We start from the raw sequence: 16,354 nt of genomic DNA on the forward strand, positions 1-16,354 counted from the left end.
CGGAGGGGAGTGGGAGAACGATCGTTCTCCCGCATCGCCCACCCTAGGAGAACGAGCGTTCTCGCCGCAAGCGAAATCCGGCTACCCTGCCTTCATGGACGACGAAGAGGCACGCACCCGACTGCTGGACGCCGCGGAGGAGCTGTTCTACCGCCACGGCATCCAGGCGGTGGGCATGGACCGCATCCGCGCCGCGTCCGGAGTGCCCCTCAAGCGCCTGTACCGGCTCTACCCGGCGAAGGAATCCCTGGTCACGGCCTACCTGGAACGCCGCGACCGGCAGTGGACGGCCAGCCTGCGCGCGTCCGTGGCGACGTCCGCGCAGCCGCCGGTGCTGGCCGTCTTCGACTGGCTGGCGCGGTGGTTCTCGGAGCCGGACTTCCGGGGCTGCGCGTTCCTCAACGCGTACGGGGAACTGGGCGCGGCCGCACCGGAGGTCGTCCGCGTCCACAAGGCCGAACTGCACTCCCTCCTGACCGAATGGGCCCCGGCCACCGCCTCGCCCGCGCTCGCCGACCAGCTCCTGGTCCTGGTCGAGGGCGCCACTGCGGTGGCCGCCCTGAGCCCCGGCCCGGAACCGGCCCGCCGGGCGCGCGAGGTGGCGGAGCTCCTCCTGGCGAAGTGACACAGGTCACTTTCCTGCGTCCCGGTGGGCTGTCACATCCGTCCGGTGCGATCCGTCAGAGCTGTGTAACCGTCGACACGGCAAGGAGAACCACCATGGACGCCCGACTCAACCTCTACGGCAACTCCGTCGCCACCAAGTTCGCGAGGTACATCAACTCCGCGGGCAAGGTCGTCTCGGACTCGACCCTCCCGGCCGCGACCCAGGAGCTGGTGAAGATCCGGGCCAGCCAGATCAACGGCTGTGGCTACTGCACCGACATGCACACCAAGGACGCCGCGCACGCCGGGGAGAGCGCGCAGCGCCTCCACCTGGTGGCGGCCTGGCGCGAGGCGAAGGTGTTCACCGACGCCGAGCGGGCGGCCCTGGAGCTGACCGAGCAGGGCACGCGCATCGCGGACGCGGCCGGCGGGGTCACGGACGCGGCGTGGGCGGACGCCGCGAAGCACCACGACGAGGACCAGCTGGCCGCGCTGGTGTCCCTCATCGCGCTGATCAACGCCTACAACCGGATGAACGTGATCATCCAGCAGCCGGCCGGCGACTACCAGCCGGGGCAGTTCGGCTGACGGTACGGAACTGGGTACGCGTACTCAGGACAGGGGCCCGGGGGCTCCCCACCATGGACGGATGAACGCTCGTACGCTCGTCCGCCTGACCTTCGCGAACCCCGCCTCGGCGATCTACCTGGGCCTCGTCGGAGTCGCCGTGGCCGTCGCGACGGCCGTCACGCTGTTCGCCCGGGATCCCGGCTTCGTGTGGGTGCTGCCGGCCCTGTTCGCGTTCCCGCTGTTCCTCGTCGTGGCGCTCGTCCACGGCGCGCAGGGGCAGCCCCCGACGTGGCTCTTCCTGACCGAGCTCGTGGTGTGCGTACTGCTCCAGTCGCTCGTCCTCGGCACGATCGTCGAGGCCTCCCGCGGCCGCCTCCGCCTCAGGCGGCGGCCGCGGGCGAGCTGACTAGCCGGCGGCGCCGCGCGGGAAGGTGATCTCCACACGGCGGTTCTTCTTACGGCCTTCTTCGGTGCCGTTGTCGGCGATCGGGTAGTCCTCGCTGTACCCGCGGACGTCGAAGACGACGCTCGGGTTCGTCACGGTCTTGGCCAGCTCGTTGTGCACGGCATCGGCCCGCTGCTTGGACAGCTCCTTGCCGTGCTCGTAGCTGCCCTGGTCGTCGGTGAAACCGAAGACCCGGATGCGGGTCGCCTTGGACTGGTTGATCTCGTTCCCGATGGCCTGGATCCGGGCGGCGGCCTGCGCGTTGAAGACGGCGCTGTCCTCGGGGAACAGCACCTCGGACTGCAGCGCCATCATGACGGTCTCGTTCGTCTCCTGCCGCCGCTGCTCCCCGCCGAGGTCTTCGACGACCTCGACCAGATCGAGCACCTTGGGCGCCGCGAGCGTGCCTCCCTGTGGGAGCTTGAGGCGGGGCGAGTCCGGCTTGACGGGCACGGGCGCGGAGGCGGATGCCTCCGTCCCGGGCGGTACGGACGGCACGACGTCGTCGGCGTTCGCGATGGCGGCCCCGCCGAACTGGAAGCCGGTCACGACGAGGCCGACGATGGCCACGGCTGCGGTGGTGCGATGGCGTGTGGTCACAGCGTCACCCAGAGATTTTGATGGGGGTCGCGGCAAAGGTCGGCAACCCGAAGACGACCTCGGTTGTGTTGGTGGGTGGAGCCGGGAACTGTGCGAAGAACGGGACGGATTCTCCCGCCTTGATCACCATGAGTCCGGTGGTGCATGCGCACCTGCCCTCGGTGTCCCTCAGGACGTAGTAGCGCTTCTTTCCCGCGTTGTCGACGACGGTGGCGCCGGCCACCGATGCCGGACTTGCCGTCTTCTCGTCGCCGCGCCACGCCGCGGTCTGCGCGAACGGAGTGGAACCCGTGTTCTTGATCTGACCGTTGACGGTGAGGTAGCCGTCCTGGTCACGAGTGGCCGAATTGATCTCCAGCACGATCCCGGACTGCCCCTGCGACGTCGCGATCACCTCGGCGGGTGCCGCACTGCCTCCGGGCGGCGCCGCCGACTTCTGGGGTGTGTCCCCCTGCTTCTGCGAAGCGGACGGCTTCTGCGATTCCTTCGGGTTCTCATCGCCCCCGCCACACCCGGCCAGCGCGAGGGCCAAGACCGCTGCAACCGCCACGGCCGCTCCCCTGCGGACCTTCACCTTCTGCCGAATGCTCATGTACGACGCTTCCTTGTCTCTCATCAGATGTCAGTCGGCCAGTCGCACGCTGAAGAGCTTCCTCGCCAGCTTGGACAACGAGCCCGGTTCCTTGGGGTCAAGCGTGAGCACGACGCCACCCTTGCACTGGATGCCGACGGAGGGGAGCGTTCCTGCTCCACCCCCTCCAGGCGACGGCGACGAAGGGGGTGGGGTCGCAGGCGACTGGCTCGGTGTCGGGGTGGGCATCGACTTGAGCGAGCACCGCGGTTCGATCACCGCTGTCGCCCTCGCGTTGGCCTTGACGTTCTCAGTGCCAGGGATCACCGAATCGCCGACGGTGCCGTTGGTGGTCACCGCGACCCGGAACTCAGGGAGCGCCACCTCACACGTGGTCGTGGCGGCATCGTTCAGAGAGGCGAACGCGGCCGCCTTGCCGCACGCGCCCTCCGGCTGCAGACGGTCGCCACTGAGGATCTCCTCCCAGCCGCCCTGTGAGAGGCCGGCGAGGTCCACGCCCTCGAACGCACTGTCGCGCACCGCACGTGCAGCCGCCAACGCTGCCGCGTCGGCCGCCCCCTGTGCGTCGCTCCGCTTGGCGCCGCCCATACCTATGACGACGAAGGCGAAAGCGGCGAACAGCAGGCCCGTCAGCACCACGACGTAGATGGGGAAGGCCTGTCCTCGGTCCCGTGGCCCGGGCACTGCCGTCAGTTGGCCGTGATGTCCGCCAAGGCCTGAGTGATGGCGTTCGCGATGGCGGCCGCCAGCCCCGACCCCACGATCGCGCCGATGATCAACACGATGATGACGATGATCCCCAGGTACTCGAAGACCGTCTGTCCTTCGTCCCCACCCCGCCCCGCCTGAACTCGGTTCCGCCGTTCGACGATCGGCTTGAGCAGCTTGAGATTCCGCATCTGGGTCCCCTCCAGGGCCGGCGCCGTTGTCGATTCGCGGACGGTACGGCGCGTTACCAACAGTTGCAAAGGGTCCCGGGGCCCAAATACGGACCCACTGCGCACTCCGTCTACCCATGTCCCGTCACCCCTGGGCGGGCGGTTCCCAGCCACCGCGCTATCGCCTCGCTGCGGGTCGCGCTCCGGAGCTTCGCGAAGATGCGGTTGATGTGGTTCTTGACCGTCTTCTCACTGATGAAGCAGGTGGCCGCGATCTGTTGGTTGCTCATCCCGGACGCGATGAGGTCCATAACCTCCTCCTCACGCGAACTCAGCCCGAATTCAAGCCGGTTGAGACGGTGATGCTCGGAAGACTGTGCCACATTCCCTTGCGGTTGCGAAGAGGCCCTCAGCTCCGCGAGGACCGCGCTCGCCGCCGTCGGGCTGAAGTGCGCCCGCCCGACCCGTACGTCGCGCACCGCCGCGATCAGGTGCTCTGGCGTGAATTCGCCATGGATCAGATAACCGCCCGCACCCAGCAGCAGGGACTCTCGGACGACCCCGGCCTCCTGGCTGTACGTCAGCATCAGTACCGGAGCGAGCTGTACGAGGTGAGGGAGGGCCGAGATGCCGTCCACGCCCGGCATGCGCACGTCCAGCAGGATCACGTCGGGAGCGTGCAGACGTGTCAGGTGCAGGGCTTCACCGCCGTCCGACGCGGCTGCCGCCACTTCGATGTCCGGGACGGCGGCCAGCAGGGCCGCCAGGCCCGCCCGGACGACCGGGTTGCCGTCGGCGATCAGGACGCGGATCCGCACGGGCGGCATCACCGTCCCCCGAACATCGCGCCGAAGTCTACGTTCGCCCCGTACACGAACCCGCCGATCAACAAGATCATCGTGCCGGGCAGCATGAACATCGTGACGGCGAGCGTCGCTCGCGGGACGGCCCGAGCGGCCCGCCGCCTCGCGTTCTGTGCGTCCGTTCGGCGCATGTCCTCCGCGATGGCGATCAGCGTCTCCACGATCGGCGAGCCCAGCTCTTCGCCCTGTTGGAGGGCAGTCACGAACTGGGCGACTTGCTCGCTGTCGTTGCGCCTGCGCAGCTCGTCGAAGGCCTGGCGACGGCTGACCCCCATGGCCATCTGCTGCAGGGTGATCCGGATCTCGTCCGACCACGGCCCCTGGTACTTGTCCGCCACCCGCTCCAGCGCCTGCCGGAAGCCGAGCCCGGCGCTGACCACGACGGCAAGGACGTCGAGGAAGTCGGGCAGGGTCCGCTCGATGTGGTCGCGGCGGATCCGGATGGCCGACCAGAGTCCTACTTCGATCCAGAAGAAGCCGAAGGCCACCATGAGCAGGGCCAGGATCAGCTGCCCGTTGAGCAGCATCGCGAAGGCGCCGAGGCCGCCCAGGATCGCGTAGACGGCGCGGCGCGCAGCGTAGCGGTCGATGGTGAGCCCGGACGGGTTTCCGGCGGTGTCGATCTGCCGACGTTTGCGTGTCACCCGGTCCGGGCCCATCAGCCGCAGTATCAGCGGGGCGTAACGGATGCCTGCGCGGTCGACGATCGAGCCGACCACGGTGGTGCGGGTGGCCCCGACTTCGAGCGCGAGGGCCAGGTCGGTCGGAAGTTTGACATCGGCGCGGTAGAGCCGGATGCCGTGGAAGGCGCCGAGGACTGAGAGCGCCCCGGCCAGCGCCAGGAGCCAAGCGATCATCCCCGACTCCTCACACGTCGATCTTGGACAGGCGGCGGATAAGGACGAAGCCGACGGCGAAGAGGCCGATGGCCACCAGAACGGCGGTCTGGCCGATGACGGAGCCGGTCATACGGTCCAGGGCGCCCGGCATCAGCAGGTCCACCAGCAGCAGCGAGCCGACTCCCATCACCGGCACCAGATACGCCGTCACCGTCACCTGGGACAGCTGGGTGCGGATCTCGCGACGGGTCTCCTTGCGCTGCTCCAGCGTCACCGTCAGGTTGCGCAGGCTCTCCACGATCGCTCCGCCGGCCCGCGCCGACAGGACGAGGGTGGAGACGAGCACGACGAGTTCCCGCGAGGGCAGGCGCTCGGCGATCTCTCCGAGCGCCTCATCGATGGAGTGGCCCACGGCGAGCCGGTCGGCGACCCGCGCCAGCTCCTCGCCTGCGGGCGCGTCGAGCTCCTCGGCAGCGATGCCGATGGCCGTGCGCAGGGCCAGCCCGGCCTGGGTGGCGTTGGCGAGGATGCGGGCCAGGTCCGGGAGCTGGTTGACGAACCGTTCGGTGCGGCGGGCACGCTGCCAGTTGAGGAAGGCGTTGGCCGCCCACAGGCCGATCAGGCCGGCCACCGGTCCGAAGAAGGGGGCAAGGAAGGAGGCGGCGACCATCCAGAGTCCGGCGATGGCCGCACACACGTAGACGAAGAACTCGCCCACCGTGAGGTCCAGTCCGGTGACCGCGAGCTTGACCTCGATACGGCGGCCCAGCGCGGTCCGGCGCAAACGGCGGTCGATCTTCCGGAAGCGGCGTACCCGGCCGAGCGGTTCGGGTACGCCGCTCGCCGAGAGGCGTTCGACGAGGGCGGCGTGCTGGGCGCGGCCGGCCGCGTACGCCTGGAGGCCGACGACCGCGAGCACGCAGGCCAGCAGGGTGATGCCGAGGGTGAGGAGGATCAGTGGGTTCACAGGGCGGTCCGTGTGATGTGGGGCGTGGTGAGGGGGTCGTCCGGTAGTGCGACGCCGAAGGCCTGCGGGATGGGCTGGTTGTTCATGTAGAGGCGTTCGGCGATGCGGCGGGGCAGCGGGTAGTACTCGAAGAAGCCGTGGACGCGGCCGTCCGGGCCCATGGGCTGGGCGACGAACCGGCAGACGGTGGTGATCCGGAAGGGTTCGCGGCCGTGTGATTCGAGGATGGAGATCTCCGTGATGCGGCGCGAGCCGTCGCCGAAGCGCGTCAGCTGCACGATGACGTTGACGGCGCTGTTGATCTGGTCCTGCAGGGCTTCGAAGGGGATCTCGACCTCCGACATGGAGGCCAGGGTCTGCAGGCGCGTCAGGGCGTCGGAGGAGCTGTTGGCGTGGACGGTGGCCAGCGAGCCGTCGTGGCCGGTGGACATGGCCTGGAGCATGTCGAGGGTCTCGCCGCCGCGGACCTCGCCGACGATGATGCGGTCGGGGCGCATGCGCAGGGAGTTGCGTACGAGGTCGCGGATGGTGATCTGGCCCTTGCCCTCCACGTTCGCCGGCCGGGATTCCAGGCGGATGACGTGGGCCTGCTGCAGCTGCAGTTCGGCGGAGTCCTCGATGGTGATGATGCGCTCGCCCTCCGGGATCAGGCCGGAGAGGGCGTTGAGGAGGGTGGTCTTGCCGGTGCCGGTGGCGCCGGAGACGATCACGTTCATCTTCGCCTGGACCAGCCCGGACAGCAGCAGGAGCATCTGCTCGTCGAGGGAGCCGAGGGCGATCATCTCGTGCAGGGTGAAAGCGCGCGGGAAGCGGCGGATGGTGAGGGTGGCGCCGGTCAGGGAGAGCGGCGGGATGATGACGTTGACGCGCTCGCCGCTCGGCAGGCGGGCGTCGACCATGGGATTGGCCTCGTCGACGCGGCGGTTGACGGTCGAGACGATGCGCTCGATGGTCTGCATGAGCTGCTCGTGCGAGGCGAAGCGGAGGGGGAGCTGCTCGACGCGGCCGGCCCGCTCGACGAAGATCTGGTCGGGTCCGTTGACCATGATCTCGGAGATGGAGGCGTCTTCGAGGAGCGGTTCGAGCACGCCGAGTCCGAGTGCCTCGTCGACGACGCGGCGGATGAGCTGCGCGCGTTCGACGGTGGACAGGACGGGGCCCTCGCGGCTGATGATGTGCCCGAGTACGCGTTCCAGGCGCGCCCGGCGCTCGGCCGGTGCGAGCGCGGACATCTCGGCGAGGTCGATCTCCTCCAGCAGCTTGGCGCGGTAGGAGGAGACCAGCCGGCCGTCCTCGCGGGGGCTGTGGCGGTCGTCGGGGGTGCTGACCCGGGAACGCAGGCTCATGTCAGGGTCCCTCGGGATCGTCGTTGGGCATCGTGGCGCTGCGGGTGGTCTCACCGTTGCCTACGCCGGGCACGATGGATTCGATCGTGATCCGGACGGTCACCGTCACCGCGTCGGGCGAGGTGTCGAAGGCGAAGGTGGTGCCCGGCCCACGCAGGCCCTCCCTGATCGCCGCGCGGCCCGCCGCATCGCCGCTTCCGGGCTTGCGAGCCTCGGCGCGCGCCGCAGTACGTGCCGCGGTCTCCGCCTGCTGCACGACGTACGCGGCCCAGCCCAGCTGGATTCCGCAGAGTGCGACCAGCAGCAGAAACGGGAGGAAGCCCACGTACTCCAGGGCCGCCTGGCCCCGGTCCCCCGCTTGGGCCCGGCGGAGGCGGCCGTACCGGTAGCGGTCCATGTCACTCCTCCTCTTCCTTCGGAGAGCCGGCCTCGCCCTCGATCGGGACGCCGATGTCGAGACCGGGGTACAGGAGCGGGAGGTTGAGGCTGACGCGAGCGGTGACGATCCCACCCGTCTCCGAACAGGCGACGGTCATGTTCCAGGCACTGCCGACGTGCGCTCCCGCCGCCGCCTGGCAGGCCGCGGGCCCGTGCACCGCCCCCGCCCGGGCCGCCTCGTCCGCCGCGTTGCCCGCCAGGGAGAAGGCGTAGCCGATCAGGACGCACTCCCACACCGCCGCCACCAGGAGCAGGATCAGCGGTACCGTGCCGACGAACTCGATCGCCACCTGGCCGCGGTCGCCCCGGTCGCCCCGGCCTCCTCTCCGGGCGGGCATCGGTCAGCCCTCCCGGCCGCGGCGCAGGCGGGAGACCGTGCCCGCGGCGCGCAGGGTCAGGGCGCCGCCCGGGGGGCCGGCGGGCGGCGGGGTGTCCGGGGCGGCGGCCAGGAGGCCGAGTTCGCCGGCCAGGGTCCACAGGGCCTGCTTGACCGTCGAGCGGTTGTCGAGGTCCTGGACGCGGCCCGCGTCGACCACGGCCTGGAGTTCCTTGAAGGCGGCCGGGACGGGGGTGCGGGTGGCGCGCGTCTTGGTGATCTTCTCGATGAGGGCGGGCTGGATCTCGGTGTGCTTGCTCCAGCGGTTGACGACCACCGAGGTGTCCTCGGCCTTGCGGACCTGGAGCCGTTCCCACAGCCGGACCATGCGCTTGGCGGCCCGTACCGCGATCACGTCGGGGGTGGTGACCAGGACCGCGACGTCCGCCATCTCCACCGCGGCGGCGTTGGCGCCGGTCACCTGGGTCCCGCAGTCGACGACGACGAGCTCGTAGCGGCTGCGCAGGGCGCCGACGATGTGGCGGGCGGCCCGGTCGTCGACCTCCTCGCCGCGTTCGCCGTCGGCCGGGGCCAGCAGCAGCGCGAGCCCGGTGCGGTCCTCGTAGACCGCGTCCTGGAGGACCCGCGGGGAGATGTCCTGGATCCCGGCGAGGTCGGCGATGGACCGCCGGAACTGCACGTCGAGGTACGAGCCCACGTCGCCGGCCTGGAGGTCCATGTCGACCAGTGCGGTACGCCGTCCCGAGGCGGCCGCGGCGAGCGCGAACTGGACGGCGGTGAAGGTGGTGCCCACACCGCCCTTGGCCCCGGTGACCGTGACCACCCGGCCGCCCGGTCCGGTGAAGGCGTCGGCGGCGCCCTTGCCCAGGTGGCGGCGGACGCCGACGGCCCACTGGGCGGCGGCCTGGACGCGGGCGGCGAGTTCCTCGTAGGACAGCGGCAGGCCGACGAGGCCCCGGGCGCCGGAGTCCATCGCGGCGGAGAAGAGCGCGGGGCCGGCGTCCGAGGAGACCAGGACGACACCCACCGCCGGGAAGCGCAGGGCGACTTCCCGGATGAGCTCCAGGGCGGGGACCGGGCCGATCCGCTCGTGGACGAGGACGACCTCGGGGAGGTCGTCGAGGGAGTCGAGGGCGAGCCGGGCGAGGGTGTCCAGCAGGGTGGTCGAGTCGGCGACCGGAGCCGCGGGCTCCGCCGACGGGAGCTGGCTCAGCAGGGTGGAGAAGATGCGGGCGGCGTCCGGGTCTGCGACCGCGGGGAGGATTCGGGTGGTCATCCGGGCCTCACTTGTCCCCGTCGAGGGTGTACGTACGGTCGCCCGCGGCGGGCGCGGAGTCGGTGCCGGGGGCGACCAGCGCGAGGCGCACGTGCTCCGCGAAGGACTCGGCGTACGCGACGCGCTGGGTGTCCTTGGTGCTCAGGGCGAAGGTGATCGGCACGGCCTCGGAGGGGCCCTTGCGGTCGCTGTCCTTCTCCAGGGCGGTGAGCTTGCCGACGTTCAGGACCCGGGCGTTGGCGACGATGATCACCGAACGGGAGGGCTCGGTGTCCTTGGCGCCCTTGAAGGTGGCGATGATGTTGACCTTGGCACCGGAGGTGATCTTCCCGGCCACGCCCGTGGCCGCGTCGATCATGATGGCGATCTCCTGCTCACCGGGCTGGAGCTGCGGCCGGTCGACGAACATGTCCGTCTGGAGCAGCGAGCCCTTCTTCAGGGTGGTGAGCGCGATCTTGTCCCTGAGCGCGCCGAGGTCGGTGACGGCCGTGTCGGACAGCCACCGCTCGGGGATCCTGATCTCCTCGAACTGGCCGGCCGCCAGCGGGCTGTACGGGGCTATGTCGGCCTTGGCGCGGTAGGCGACGACCTCGGACCCGACCTTGGAGTTGACGTCGCCGATCACCACGAGGACTCCGGCGAAGGCCCCCAGGGCGCACAGGACCGACAGGAGCAGCAGAATGACGCCGCGGCGCTGGCGTGAGTTCATAGGCCGTACTACCTCGCCGTTCTTTCTTCATTCGTACGTTCGGTCGTCGGTCAGGGTCTGGAGCGGCCGGTGCTCGCCGGCACCGCCTCGGACGGCGGTGGGGCGGTGAGCGGCGCGGCGCAGAAGCCGCAGCGGTCGCCGATGAGTTCCAGGCCGCACCAGCGGCACTGCTCGCGGCGGACCGAGGCGACCAGCTGGTAGAGCACGGACAGGTCGGGGATGCCGGCGGCGAACTCGACGAGCTTGGGGGTGCCCCACCAGGCGGGTGAGGCGGCCGGCAGCGGGCTCTCCAGGACTCCCTGCACCTGCCAGGCGGGGGCGAGTTCGGCGGCGACCCAGTCGGAGGTGAGCTGGCCGCGAGCGAAGGTGAGGTGCGTGGCGAAGTCGGGTCCGGCGGGCAGGTCCGCCGCCGCGCCGTGGGAGCCGTGCGACCCGGTGTGCGAGCCGTGGGACGCACCGTGCGACCCCCCGCGGCCGCTGCGTCCGCCGCGTCCGCGGCTTCCTCCGCCGGCGGATCCCAGCTTGGCCAGGTGCGGTGTCGGGTGGGCGAGTACGGCGAACTGCGCGCTCGGCGACCAGGACCGGGCGTGCGCCCCCAGCCCGACGGGCACGCGGACCCGGTCGAGTTTGGCGACGGAGCCGAGCAGGGCGCCCGCGAAGATGTAGTGGGACAGCAGCCGGGCCGCGGAGGCGATGACTCCGGGGCTGAAGTCGCAGACGCTGAGCTGGCGCAGCTGACGGGCCAGCAGGGCCGTGCCCAGCGGCGGCAGATCGATGTCGAGCAGCGCGATCCGGTCGGTTTCCAGGATCGCCCGGACGGTGTGCAGCCGCTGGACGGTGGGCCGCGGCAGCCAGGGCGGTACGAGGGCCACGACGTGGCCGTGCCGTTCGAGCAGGGCGCTGGTCCCGGCGAGCGCGGCCTCCAGGTCGTGCTGTTCGGGCGGGTGCAGCAGGGCGGCCCCGGGCGTGTGCCGGTCAGGGGCCGGCAGCACCAGGTCGGCGCTGGTGACAGCGATGGCGGTCGGCACGCGAATTCCCCCGTTCCCCCACGTTCTCCCCGTACGCCCGGACTCTCGCGCGCTCGACGGGGACGCGTCGCAGCCGTGTCGCGTGCGCGCACCACTGCACGACCGCGGACGGCCCGTCGCCCATCCCCCCTTGCCTCAGCACCATAACCGCGTCACCCCTGGCAGGTCAGGGGCTTGGTGATTCCCGTGTGTAAGGCAGCGGTCACAGGTGACGGAAAACCCGGACAACAGGGATCACGCAATCAGCCATTTCAAGCCACTTTGCGAAGACTCTTGACACGAGGATTGGTCTGGACCAACTTGGCAGCGCACGCCGTGAGTCGGCCCCACCCCCACACGGTCCGGCTCTCCCCCCACCACCACACCTCCCCCCACGGAGCCCACGTGAACCGCATACGCTCCCTCTCCCTGCCGCTCGCCGTGACCGTCGCCGCCGGGGCGCTGACGGCTCTCGCCGCCGGTGCGGCACAGGCCGCGGACGTCAACGTCGCCCGCAACGGCGGCTTCGAGTCGGGTCTCGCCAACTGGTCCTGTTCCGGCGGGAGCGGCGCCGCCGTCTCCTCGCCCGTCTACGCCGGGGCCGGCGCCCTGAAGGCCACACCGGCCGGTTCCGACAACGCGCGCTGCAGTCAGACCGTCACGGTCAAGCCGAACTCGACGTACACGCTGAGCACACAGGTGCAGGGCAGCTACGTCTACCTCGGCGCGACCGGGACGGGCACCCAGGACGTCTCCACCTGGACCCCCGGCTCGGGCGGCGGCTGGCAGAAGCTGTCCACCACCTTCACCACCGGCCCCTCCACCACCCAGGTCACCGTCTACACGCACGGCTGGTACGGCCAGCCGGCCTACACCGTGGACGAGTTCAGCGTCTTCGGCCCGGACGGCGGCGGGGGCACCGACCCCGGGCCGGGCATCCCGGGCGCACCGGCCGGAGCCGCCGTTTCCGGCCAGAGCGCGAACGGTCTCACCCTTTCGTGGAACGCCGTCAGCGGCGCGTCCGGCTACCACGTGTACCAGGACGGCGCCCGCGTCCAGACCGTGTCCGGCACCTCTGCCCCGATCTCCGGTCTCGCGCCGTCCACCTCGTACTCCTTCCAGGTGAGCGCGTACAACACGGCGGGTGAGGGCCCCAAGTCGGCTCCGGTGACGGGAACCACGACCGGCGGCGGGAACCCGGGGAACCCGGCCGTCCCCAAGCACGCCCTGACCGGCTACTGGCAGAACTTCAACAACGGCGCGACCGTCCAGAAGATCTCCGACGTCTCCGCGCAGTACGACATCATCGCCGTCTCCTTCGCCGACGCCACCACCACGCCCGGCGCCATCACCTTCAACCTCGACTCGGCCGGCCTCGGCGGTTACACCGTCGCCCAGTTCAAGGCCGACATCGCCGCGAAGAAGGCGGCCGGGAAGTCGGTCATCCTCTCCATCGGCGGCGAGAAGGGGACCATCACGGTCAACGACCCCGCCTCCGCGACCAACCTCGCGAACTCGGCGTACGCCCTGATGCAGGAGTACGGCTTCACCGGCATCGACATCGACCTGGAGAACGGCCTCAACCCCACCTACATGACGCAGGCGCTGCGCGCCCTGTCCGCGAAGGCGGGCCCGTCGCTGGTGATCACCATGGCCCCGCAGACGATCGACATGCAGTCCACGCAGGGCGGCTACTTCAAGACGGCGCTCAACATCAAGGACATCCTCACCGTCGTCAACATGCAGTACTACAACAGCGGCTCGATGAACGGCTGCGACGGCAAGGTCTACTCACAGGGCTCTGTGGACTTCCTCACCGCGCTGGCCTGCATCCAGCTGGAGGGCGGCCTCGACGCCTCGCAGGTGGGCATCGGCGTCCCGGCCTCCCCCAGCGGCGCGGGCAGCGGCTACGTCTCCCCGACGGTCGTCAACAACGCCCTGGACTGCCTGGCCCGCGGCACGAACTGCGGATCCTTCAAGCCGTCGAAGACCTACCCGGGGCTGCGCGGCGCGATGACCTGGTCCACCAACTGGGACGCCAAGGCGGGTAGTGCTTGGTCGAACTCGGTGGGTCCCAAGGTCCACGGGCTCCCGTAGGCGGTACGTGTGGGGGTGGCCGGATCGGTTCGGCCGGCGTCCGAGGTCCTTGACCGGGACATGCCACAAGAGGACGCTGAGCGCGTCCGCACGGCTACCCCCACACTCCCCACCCAGGAGAACGCATGCGGCTCCATACCCGCCGGAGGGCCGGCCTGACGGCGGCCCTGCTGGCGCTCGCGCTGGGCGCACCCGCCTACGGCATGAGCGCGACGGCAGCGCCACCGCCCAGCCCGTCCACCGCCACCCAGGACGAGGCCATCGTCCAGTACCGGATCCACGGACCCTCCACCGTCGCCGACCGCACCGCCCTGCTCCGTACGGGCGTCTCGATCGACGAGGTGGACGACCACACCGTGGTGGTCAGCGCCGACACCATGCAGGCCAGGAAGCTGAAGGAGCTGGGCTACAAGCTGACCGCCCTGCCCGGGCCCCCGGACCGCTCGCTGCCCGGCATCGCCGCCAGCCCGATGGACTTCCCCTCGGCGGACTCCAAGTACCACAACTACGCCGAGGCGACGGCCGAGATCAACCAGCTCGTCGCGCAGTACCCGGCGATCGCCTCCAAGCAGGTGATCGGCAAGTCGTACCAGGGCCGGGACCTCCTCGCCATCAAGATCAGCGACAACGTCGCGACGGACGAGTCCGAGCCCGAGGTGCTCTTCACCGCGCACCAGCACGCCCGCGAGCACCTGACCGTCGAGATGGCGCTGTACCTGCTCAAGGAGTTCACCTCCAAGTACGGCACCGACTCCCGCGTCACGAACGCCGTCAACGGCCGCGAGATCTGGATCGTCCCGGACCTCAACCCGGACGGCGGCGAGTACGACATCGCCACCGGCTCCTACCGCTCCTGGCGCAAGAACCGGCAGCCCAACTCCGGATCCTCCTACGTCGGCACCGACGAGAACCGGAACTGGAACTACAAGTGGGGCTGCTGCGGCGGCTCCAGCAGCAGCAAGAGCTCCGAGACCTACCGCGGCGCGGCCGCCGAGTCCGCGCCCGAGGTGAAGGTCGTGTCGGACTTCGTGCGCAGCCGGGTGATCGGCGGCAAGCAGCAGATCAAGGCCGCGATCGACTTCCACACCTACAGCGAGCTGGTGCTGTGGCCGTTCGGCTACACCTACAACGACACCGCCCCGGGCCTGACCGCCGACGACCTCGCCGTCTACAAGAAGATCGGCACGAGCATGGCGGCCAGCAACGGCTACACGCCGGAGCAGTCGAGCGACCTCTACATCACGGACGGGACGATCGACGACTGGCTGTGGGGCAACCAGAAGATCTTCTCCTACACCTTCGAGATGTACCCGGAGAGCGGCGGCGGCGGCTTCTACCCGCCGGACGAGGTGATCGACCGCGAGACCGCCCGCAACAAGGACGCCGTGCTCCAGCTCCTGGAGAACGCGGACTGCATGTACCGCTCGATCGGCAAGGAAGCCCAGTACTGCTCATAGCGGGGCGCACGGGCACCTGAACCGGGGGCGCCCCGCCGCCAGGGGGGCGTCCCCTCCCCTGCGGCGGGGCGTCGGCCCCTGTCCAGGGGCGTGCGGGGCGTGCGGGGCGTGCGGGGCGTGCGGGGCGTGCGGGGCGTCAGCCCAGGACGGCGAGCGCGTCGATCTCGATGAGCAGCCCGGCCGGCAGGCCCACGTACACGGTGGTGCGGGCGGCCGGGGCCTCCTTCAGTCCCTGCTCCTCGAAGTAGGCGTTGTAGAGGTCGTTCATCTCGGCGAAGTGCGCCGTGTCGGTGAGGTAGACGCGGATCATCATCACGTCGTCCCAGCCCGCGCCGCCCGCCTCCAGCACGGAGCGGACGTTCTCCAGCGTCTGGAGGGTCTGCTCGCGCAGCGTCGGCCCGGCCGGCGTCGGCGGCCGGCCCTCCACGTGCGGCAGGAACCCGACCTGCCCGGCCACCTGCAGGATGTTCCCCTTGCGCACCCCGTGCGAGAACTTCGCGGGCGGGACGGTGTGGGTGGCGGGGGTGAGGGCGGTCTTCTCGGTCACGCTGTCTCCTTCTCCTGAACTCCTGAATAGTCCTGGCTGATGGCACCGGCGGTACGCAGTACCTGCGGCAGCAGTTCGAGCAGCCCCTCCGCCGGGACGACCACCCTTGGCGCGGAGACGGACAGCGCGGCGACGACCCGCCCGCCGGGCCCGCGCACGGGCGCGCCCAGGCAGTTGATCGACTCCTCGTGGCCGCCGAGGTCGGTGGCCCAGCCCTGCTCCCGTACGAGGTCCAGTTCGCGGAGGAAGGCCTCGGCGTCCGGGGTGGAGCGGGCGGTGTAGCGGGGGTACTCGATGCGGTGGGCGAGGGCCCGGCGTTCGCCCTCGGGGAGGTCGGCGAGGAGCAGCTTGGCGACGGCGGCGACGGTGAGGGGCACGGGCCTGCCGATGCGGGAGTACATGCGCACCGGGTAGCGGCTGTCGACCTTGTCGACGTAGACGACCTCGTCGTCCTGGTGCAGGGCGAGGTGCACCGTGTGGCCGGTGGCATGGTTCAGCTCGGCCAGGTGGGGGCGGGCGACCTCGCGGACGTCGAGGTTCTCGATGGCCTCGGCGGCGAGCGCGAAGAGGCGCGCGCCGAGGCGGTAGCGGCCGTCGGGACAGCGGTAGACGAAGCCGCCCTCGTTCAGGGTGCGCAGCAGGCGCAGCGCGGTGCTCTTGTGCACGCCCAGCTCGTCGGCGACGTCGCCGAGGCCGGCGGGTCCCTTCGCGAGCAGCGGCAGGATGCCGAGCGCTCTTTCGACCGACTGGCTCATCCCGCGTCCTCCCGTACGGTCACGA

At 70.4% G+C, this 16,354-nt stretch carries 20 protein-coding genes; 5 read left to right on the plus strand and 15 right to left on the minus strand.

The window, feature by feature from the left end:
• Positions 1-94 precede the first annotated feature (94 nt).
• From IG86_RS0108550 to IG86_RS0108560, 3 genes are all read left to right on the plus strand, one after another.
• Entirely contained in the window at positions 95-625 is a 531-nt protein-coding gene (locus IG86_RS0108550; protein WP_030896023.1) for a TetR/AcrR family transcriptional regulator, read from the plus strand.
• 95 nt (positions 626-720) lie between these two features.
• Positions 721-1,194 (plus strand): carboxymuconolactone decarboxylase family protein, encoded by a 474-nt coding sequence (locus IG86_RS0108555; protein ID WP_030896026.1) that lies wholly within the window; start codon positions 721-723, stop codon positions 1,192-1,194.
• Between the two features lie 61 nt (positions 1,195-1,255).
• The gene (locus tag IG86_RS0108560; protein ID WP_037849302.1) at positions 1,256-1,582 is read left to right on the plus strand and encodes an SCO4225 family membrane protein; all 327 of its coding nucleotides are present in this window, start codon (positions 1,256-1,258) and stop codon (positions 1,580-1,582) included.
• On the opposite strand, the gene IG86_RS0108565 is transcribed toward IG86_RS0108560, so the two are convergent.
• The 13 genes from IG86_RS0108565 to IG86_RS0108625 all read right to left on the minus strand — a co-directional run bounded on the left by IG86_RS0108565 (position 1,583) and on the right by IG86_RS0108625 (position 11,494).
• Entirely contained in the window at positions 1,583-2,221 is a 639-nt protein-coding gene (locus tag IG86_RS0108565; RefSeq protein WP_030896031.1) for an OmpA family protein, read from the minus strand. It abuts the gene before it with no gap.
• A gap of 4 nt (positions 2,222-2,225) precedes the next feature.
• Positions 2,226-2,813: a hypothetical protein gene (locus IG86_RS0108570; RefSeq protein ID WP_030896033.1), complete on the minus strand. Its 588-nt coding sequence runs from the start codon at positions 2,811-2,813 to the stop codon at positions 2,226-2,228.
• Positions 2,814-2,843: 30 nt separating this feature from the next.
• The gene (locus tag IG86_RS0108575) at positions 2,844-3,497 is read right to left on the minus strand and encodes a pilus assembly protein TadG-related protein (RefSeq protein WP_030896036.1); all 654 of its coding nucleotides are present in this window, start codon (positions 3,495-3,497) and stop codon (positions 2,844-2,846) included.
• A gap of 5 nt (positions 3,498-3,502) precedes the next feature.
• Positions 3,503-3,712, minus strand: a complete 210-nt coding sequence (locus IG86_RS0108580; RefSeq protein WP_051785050.1) for a hypothetical protein — start codon at positions 3,710-3,712, stop codon at positions 3,503-3,505.
• A gap of 110 nt (positions 3,713-3,822) precedes the next feature.
• Positions 3,823-4,518 carry a LuxR C-terminal-related transcriptional regulator gene (locus IG86_RS0108585; RefSeq protein ID WP_030896041.1) on the minus strand — a complete coding sequence of 232 codons (696 nt, stop codon included), beginning with the start codon at positions 4,516-4,518 and terminating at the stop codon, positions 3,823-3,825.
• Positions 4,518-5,408: a DUF5936 domain-containing protein gene (locus IG86_RS0108590; RefSeq protein ID WP_107056220.1), complete on the minus strand. Its 891-nt coding sequence runs from the start codon at positions 5,406-5,408 to the stop codon at positions 4,518-4,520. The genes IG86_RS0108585 and IG86_RS0108590 overlap by 1 nt, the downstream gene beginning before the upstream one ends.
• A gap of 13 nt (positions 5,409-5,421) precedes the next feature.
• Positions 5,422-6,360: a type II secretion system F family protein gene (locus tag IG86_RS0108595; RefSeq protein ID WP_030896048.1), complete on the minus strand. Its 939-nt coding sequence runs from the start codon at positions 6,358-6,360 to the stop codon at positions 5,422-5,424.
• Positions 6,357-7,706, minus strand: coding sequence for a TadA family conjugal transfer-associated ATPase (locus IG86_RS0108600; protein ID WP_030896051.1), 1,350 nt, complete (start codon positions 7,704-7,706; stop codon positions 6,357-6,359). Before IG86_RS0108600 ends, IG86_RS0108595 begins: the two co-directional genes overlap by 4 nt.
• 1 nt (position 7,707) lies before the next feature.
• The gene (locus tag IG86_RS0108605; RefSeq protein ID WP_030896053.1) at positions 7,708-8,103 is read right to left on the minus strand and encodes a TadE/TadG family type IV pilus assembly protein; all 396 of its coding nucleotides are present in this window, start codon (positions 8,101-8,103) and stop codon (positions 7,708-7,710) included.
• A 1-nt stretch (position 8,104) separates the two neighbouring features.
• Complete coding sequence (locus IG86_RS0108610) at positions 8,105-8,482, minus strand: TadE/TadG family type IV pilus assembly protein (RefSeq protein WP_030896057.1); 378 nt, start codon at positions 8,480-8,482, stop codon at positions 8,105-8,107.
• Between the two features lie 3 nt (positions 8,483-8,485).
• Positions 8,486-9,757, minus strand: coding sequence for a CpaE/TadZ family protein (locus IG86_RS0108615; protein ID WP_030896060.1), 1,272 nt, complete (start codon positions 9,755-9,757; stop codon positions 8,486-8,488).
• 7 nt (positions 9,758-9,764) lie between these two features.
• On the minus strand, positions 9,765-10,466 hold the full coding sequence (cpaB, locus tag IG86_RS0108620; RefSeq protein WP_030896063.1) for a Flp pilus assembly protein CpaB: 702 nt from the start codon (positions 10,464-10,466) through the stop codon (positions 9,765-9,767).
• A 50-nt stretch (positions 10,467-10,516) separates the two neighbouring features.
• On the minus strand, positions 10,517-11,494 hold the full coding sequence (locus tag IG86_RS0108625; RefSeq protein WP_030896066.1) for a hypothetical protein: 978 nt from the start codon (positions 11,492-11,494) through the stop codon (positions 10,517-10,519).
• A 384-nt stretch (positions 11,495-11,878) separates the two neighbouring features.
• Between IG86_RS0108625 and IG86_RS0108630 the strand changes: the two genes are divergently transcribed.
• Both IG86_RS0108630 and IG86_RS0108635 read left to right on the plus strand, forming a co-directional pair.
• Positions 11,879-13,570, plus strand: a complete 1,692-nt coding sequence (locus IG86_RS0108630) for a chitinase (protein WP_045936973.1) — start codon at positions 11,879-11,881, stop codon at positions 13,568-13,570.
• Positions 13,571-13,695: 125 nt separating this feature from the next.
• On the plus strand, positions 13,696-15,027 hold the full coding sequence (locus IG86_RS0108635) for a M14 family metallopeptidase (RefSeq protein WP_030829869.1): 1,332 nt from the start codon (positions 13,696-13,698) through the stop codon (positions 15,025-15,027).
• A gap of 136 nt (positions 15,028-15,163) precedes the next feature.
• On the opposite strand, the gene IG86_RS0108640 is transcribed toward IG86_RS0108635, so the two are convergent.
• Complete coding sequence (locus IG86_RS0108640; protein ID WP_030829871.1) at positions 15,164-15,574, minus strand: RidA family protein; 411 nt, start codon at positions 15,572-15,574, stop codon at positions 15,164-15,166.
• Complete coding sequence (locus IG86_RS0108645) at positions 15,571-16,329, minus strand: IclR family transcriptional regulator (protein WP_030896068.1); 759 nt, start codon at positions 16,327-16,329, stop codon at positions 15,571-15,573. Before IG86_RS0108645 ends, IG86_RS0108640 begins: the two co-directional genes overlap by 4 nt.
• Positions 16,330-16,354 lie beyond the last annotated feature (25 nt).

The sequence above is a fragment of the Streptomyces virginiae genome (assembly GCF_000720455.1).
Lineage (GTDB): Bacteria > Actinomycetota > Actinomycetes > Streptomycetales > Streptomycetaceae > Streptomyces > Streptomyces virginiae.

Coding starts and splice junctions, on each gene's coding strand:
- IG86_RS0108550 (WP_030896023.1), top strand. CDS start 95: ATGGACGACGAAGAGGCACGCACCCGACTGCTGGACGCCGCGGAGGAG.
- IG86_RS0108555 (WP_030896026.1), top strand. CDS start 721: ATGGACGCCCGACTCAACCTCTACGGCAACTCCGTCGCCACCAAGTTC.
- IG86_RS0108560 (WP_037849302.1), top strand. CDS start 1,256: ATGAACGCTCGTACGCTCGTCCGCCTGACCTTCGCGAACCCCGCCTCG.
- IG86_RS0108570 (WP_030896033.1), bottom strand. CDS start 2,813: ATGAGCATTCGGCAGAAGGTGAAGGTCCGCAGGGGAGCGGCCGTGGCG.
- IG86_RS0108580 (WP_051785050.1), bottom strand. CDS start 3,712: ATGCGGAATCTCAAGCTGCTCAAGCCGATCGTCGAACGGCGGAACCGA.
- IG86_RS0108585 (WP_030896041.1), bottom strand. CDS start 4,518: ATGCCGCCCGTGCGGATCCGCGTCCTGATCGCCGACGGCAACCCGGTC.
- IG86_RS0108600 (WP_030896051.1), bottom strand. CDS start 7,706: ATGAGCCTGCGTTCCCGGGTCAGCACCCCCGACGACCGCCACAGCCCC.
- IG86_RS0108605 (WP_030896053.1), bottom strand. CDS start 8,103: ATGGACCGCTACCGGTACGGCCGCCTCCGCCGGGCCCAAGCGGGGGAC.
- IG86_RS0108610 (WP_030896057.1), bottom strand. CDS start 8,482: ATGCCCGCCCGGAGAGGAGGCCGGGGCGACCGGGGCGACCGCGGCCAG.
- IG86_RS0108615 (WP_030896060.1), bottom strand. CDS start 9,757: ATGACCACCCGAATCCTCCCCGCGGTCGCAGACCCGGACGCCGCCCGC.
- cpaB (WP_030896063.1), bottom strand. CDS start 10,466: ATGAACTCACGCCAGCGCCGCGGCGTCATTCTGCTGCTCCTGTCGGTC.
- IG86_RS0108635 (WP_030829869.1), top strand. CDS start 13,696: ATGCGGCTCCATACCCGCCGGAGGGCCGGCCTGACGGCGGCCCTGCTG.
- IG86_RS0108645 (WP_030896068.1), bottom strand. CDS start 16,329: ATGAGCCAGTCGGTCGAAAGAGCGCTCGGCATCCTGCCGCTGCTCGCG.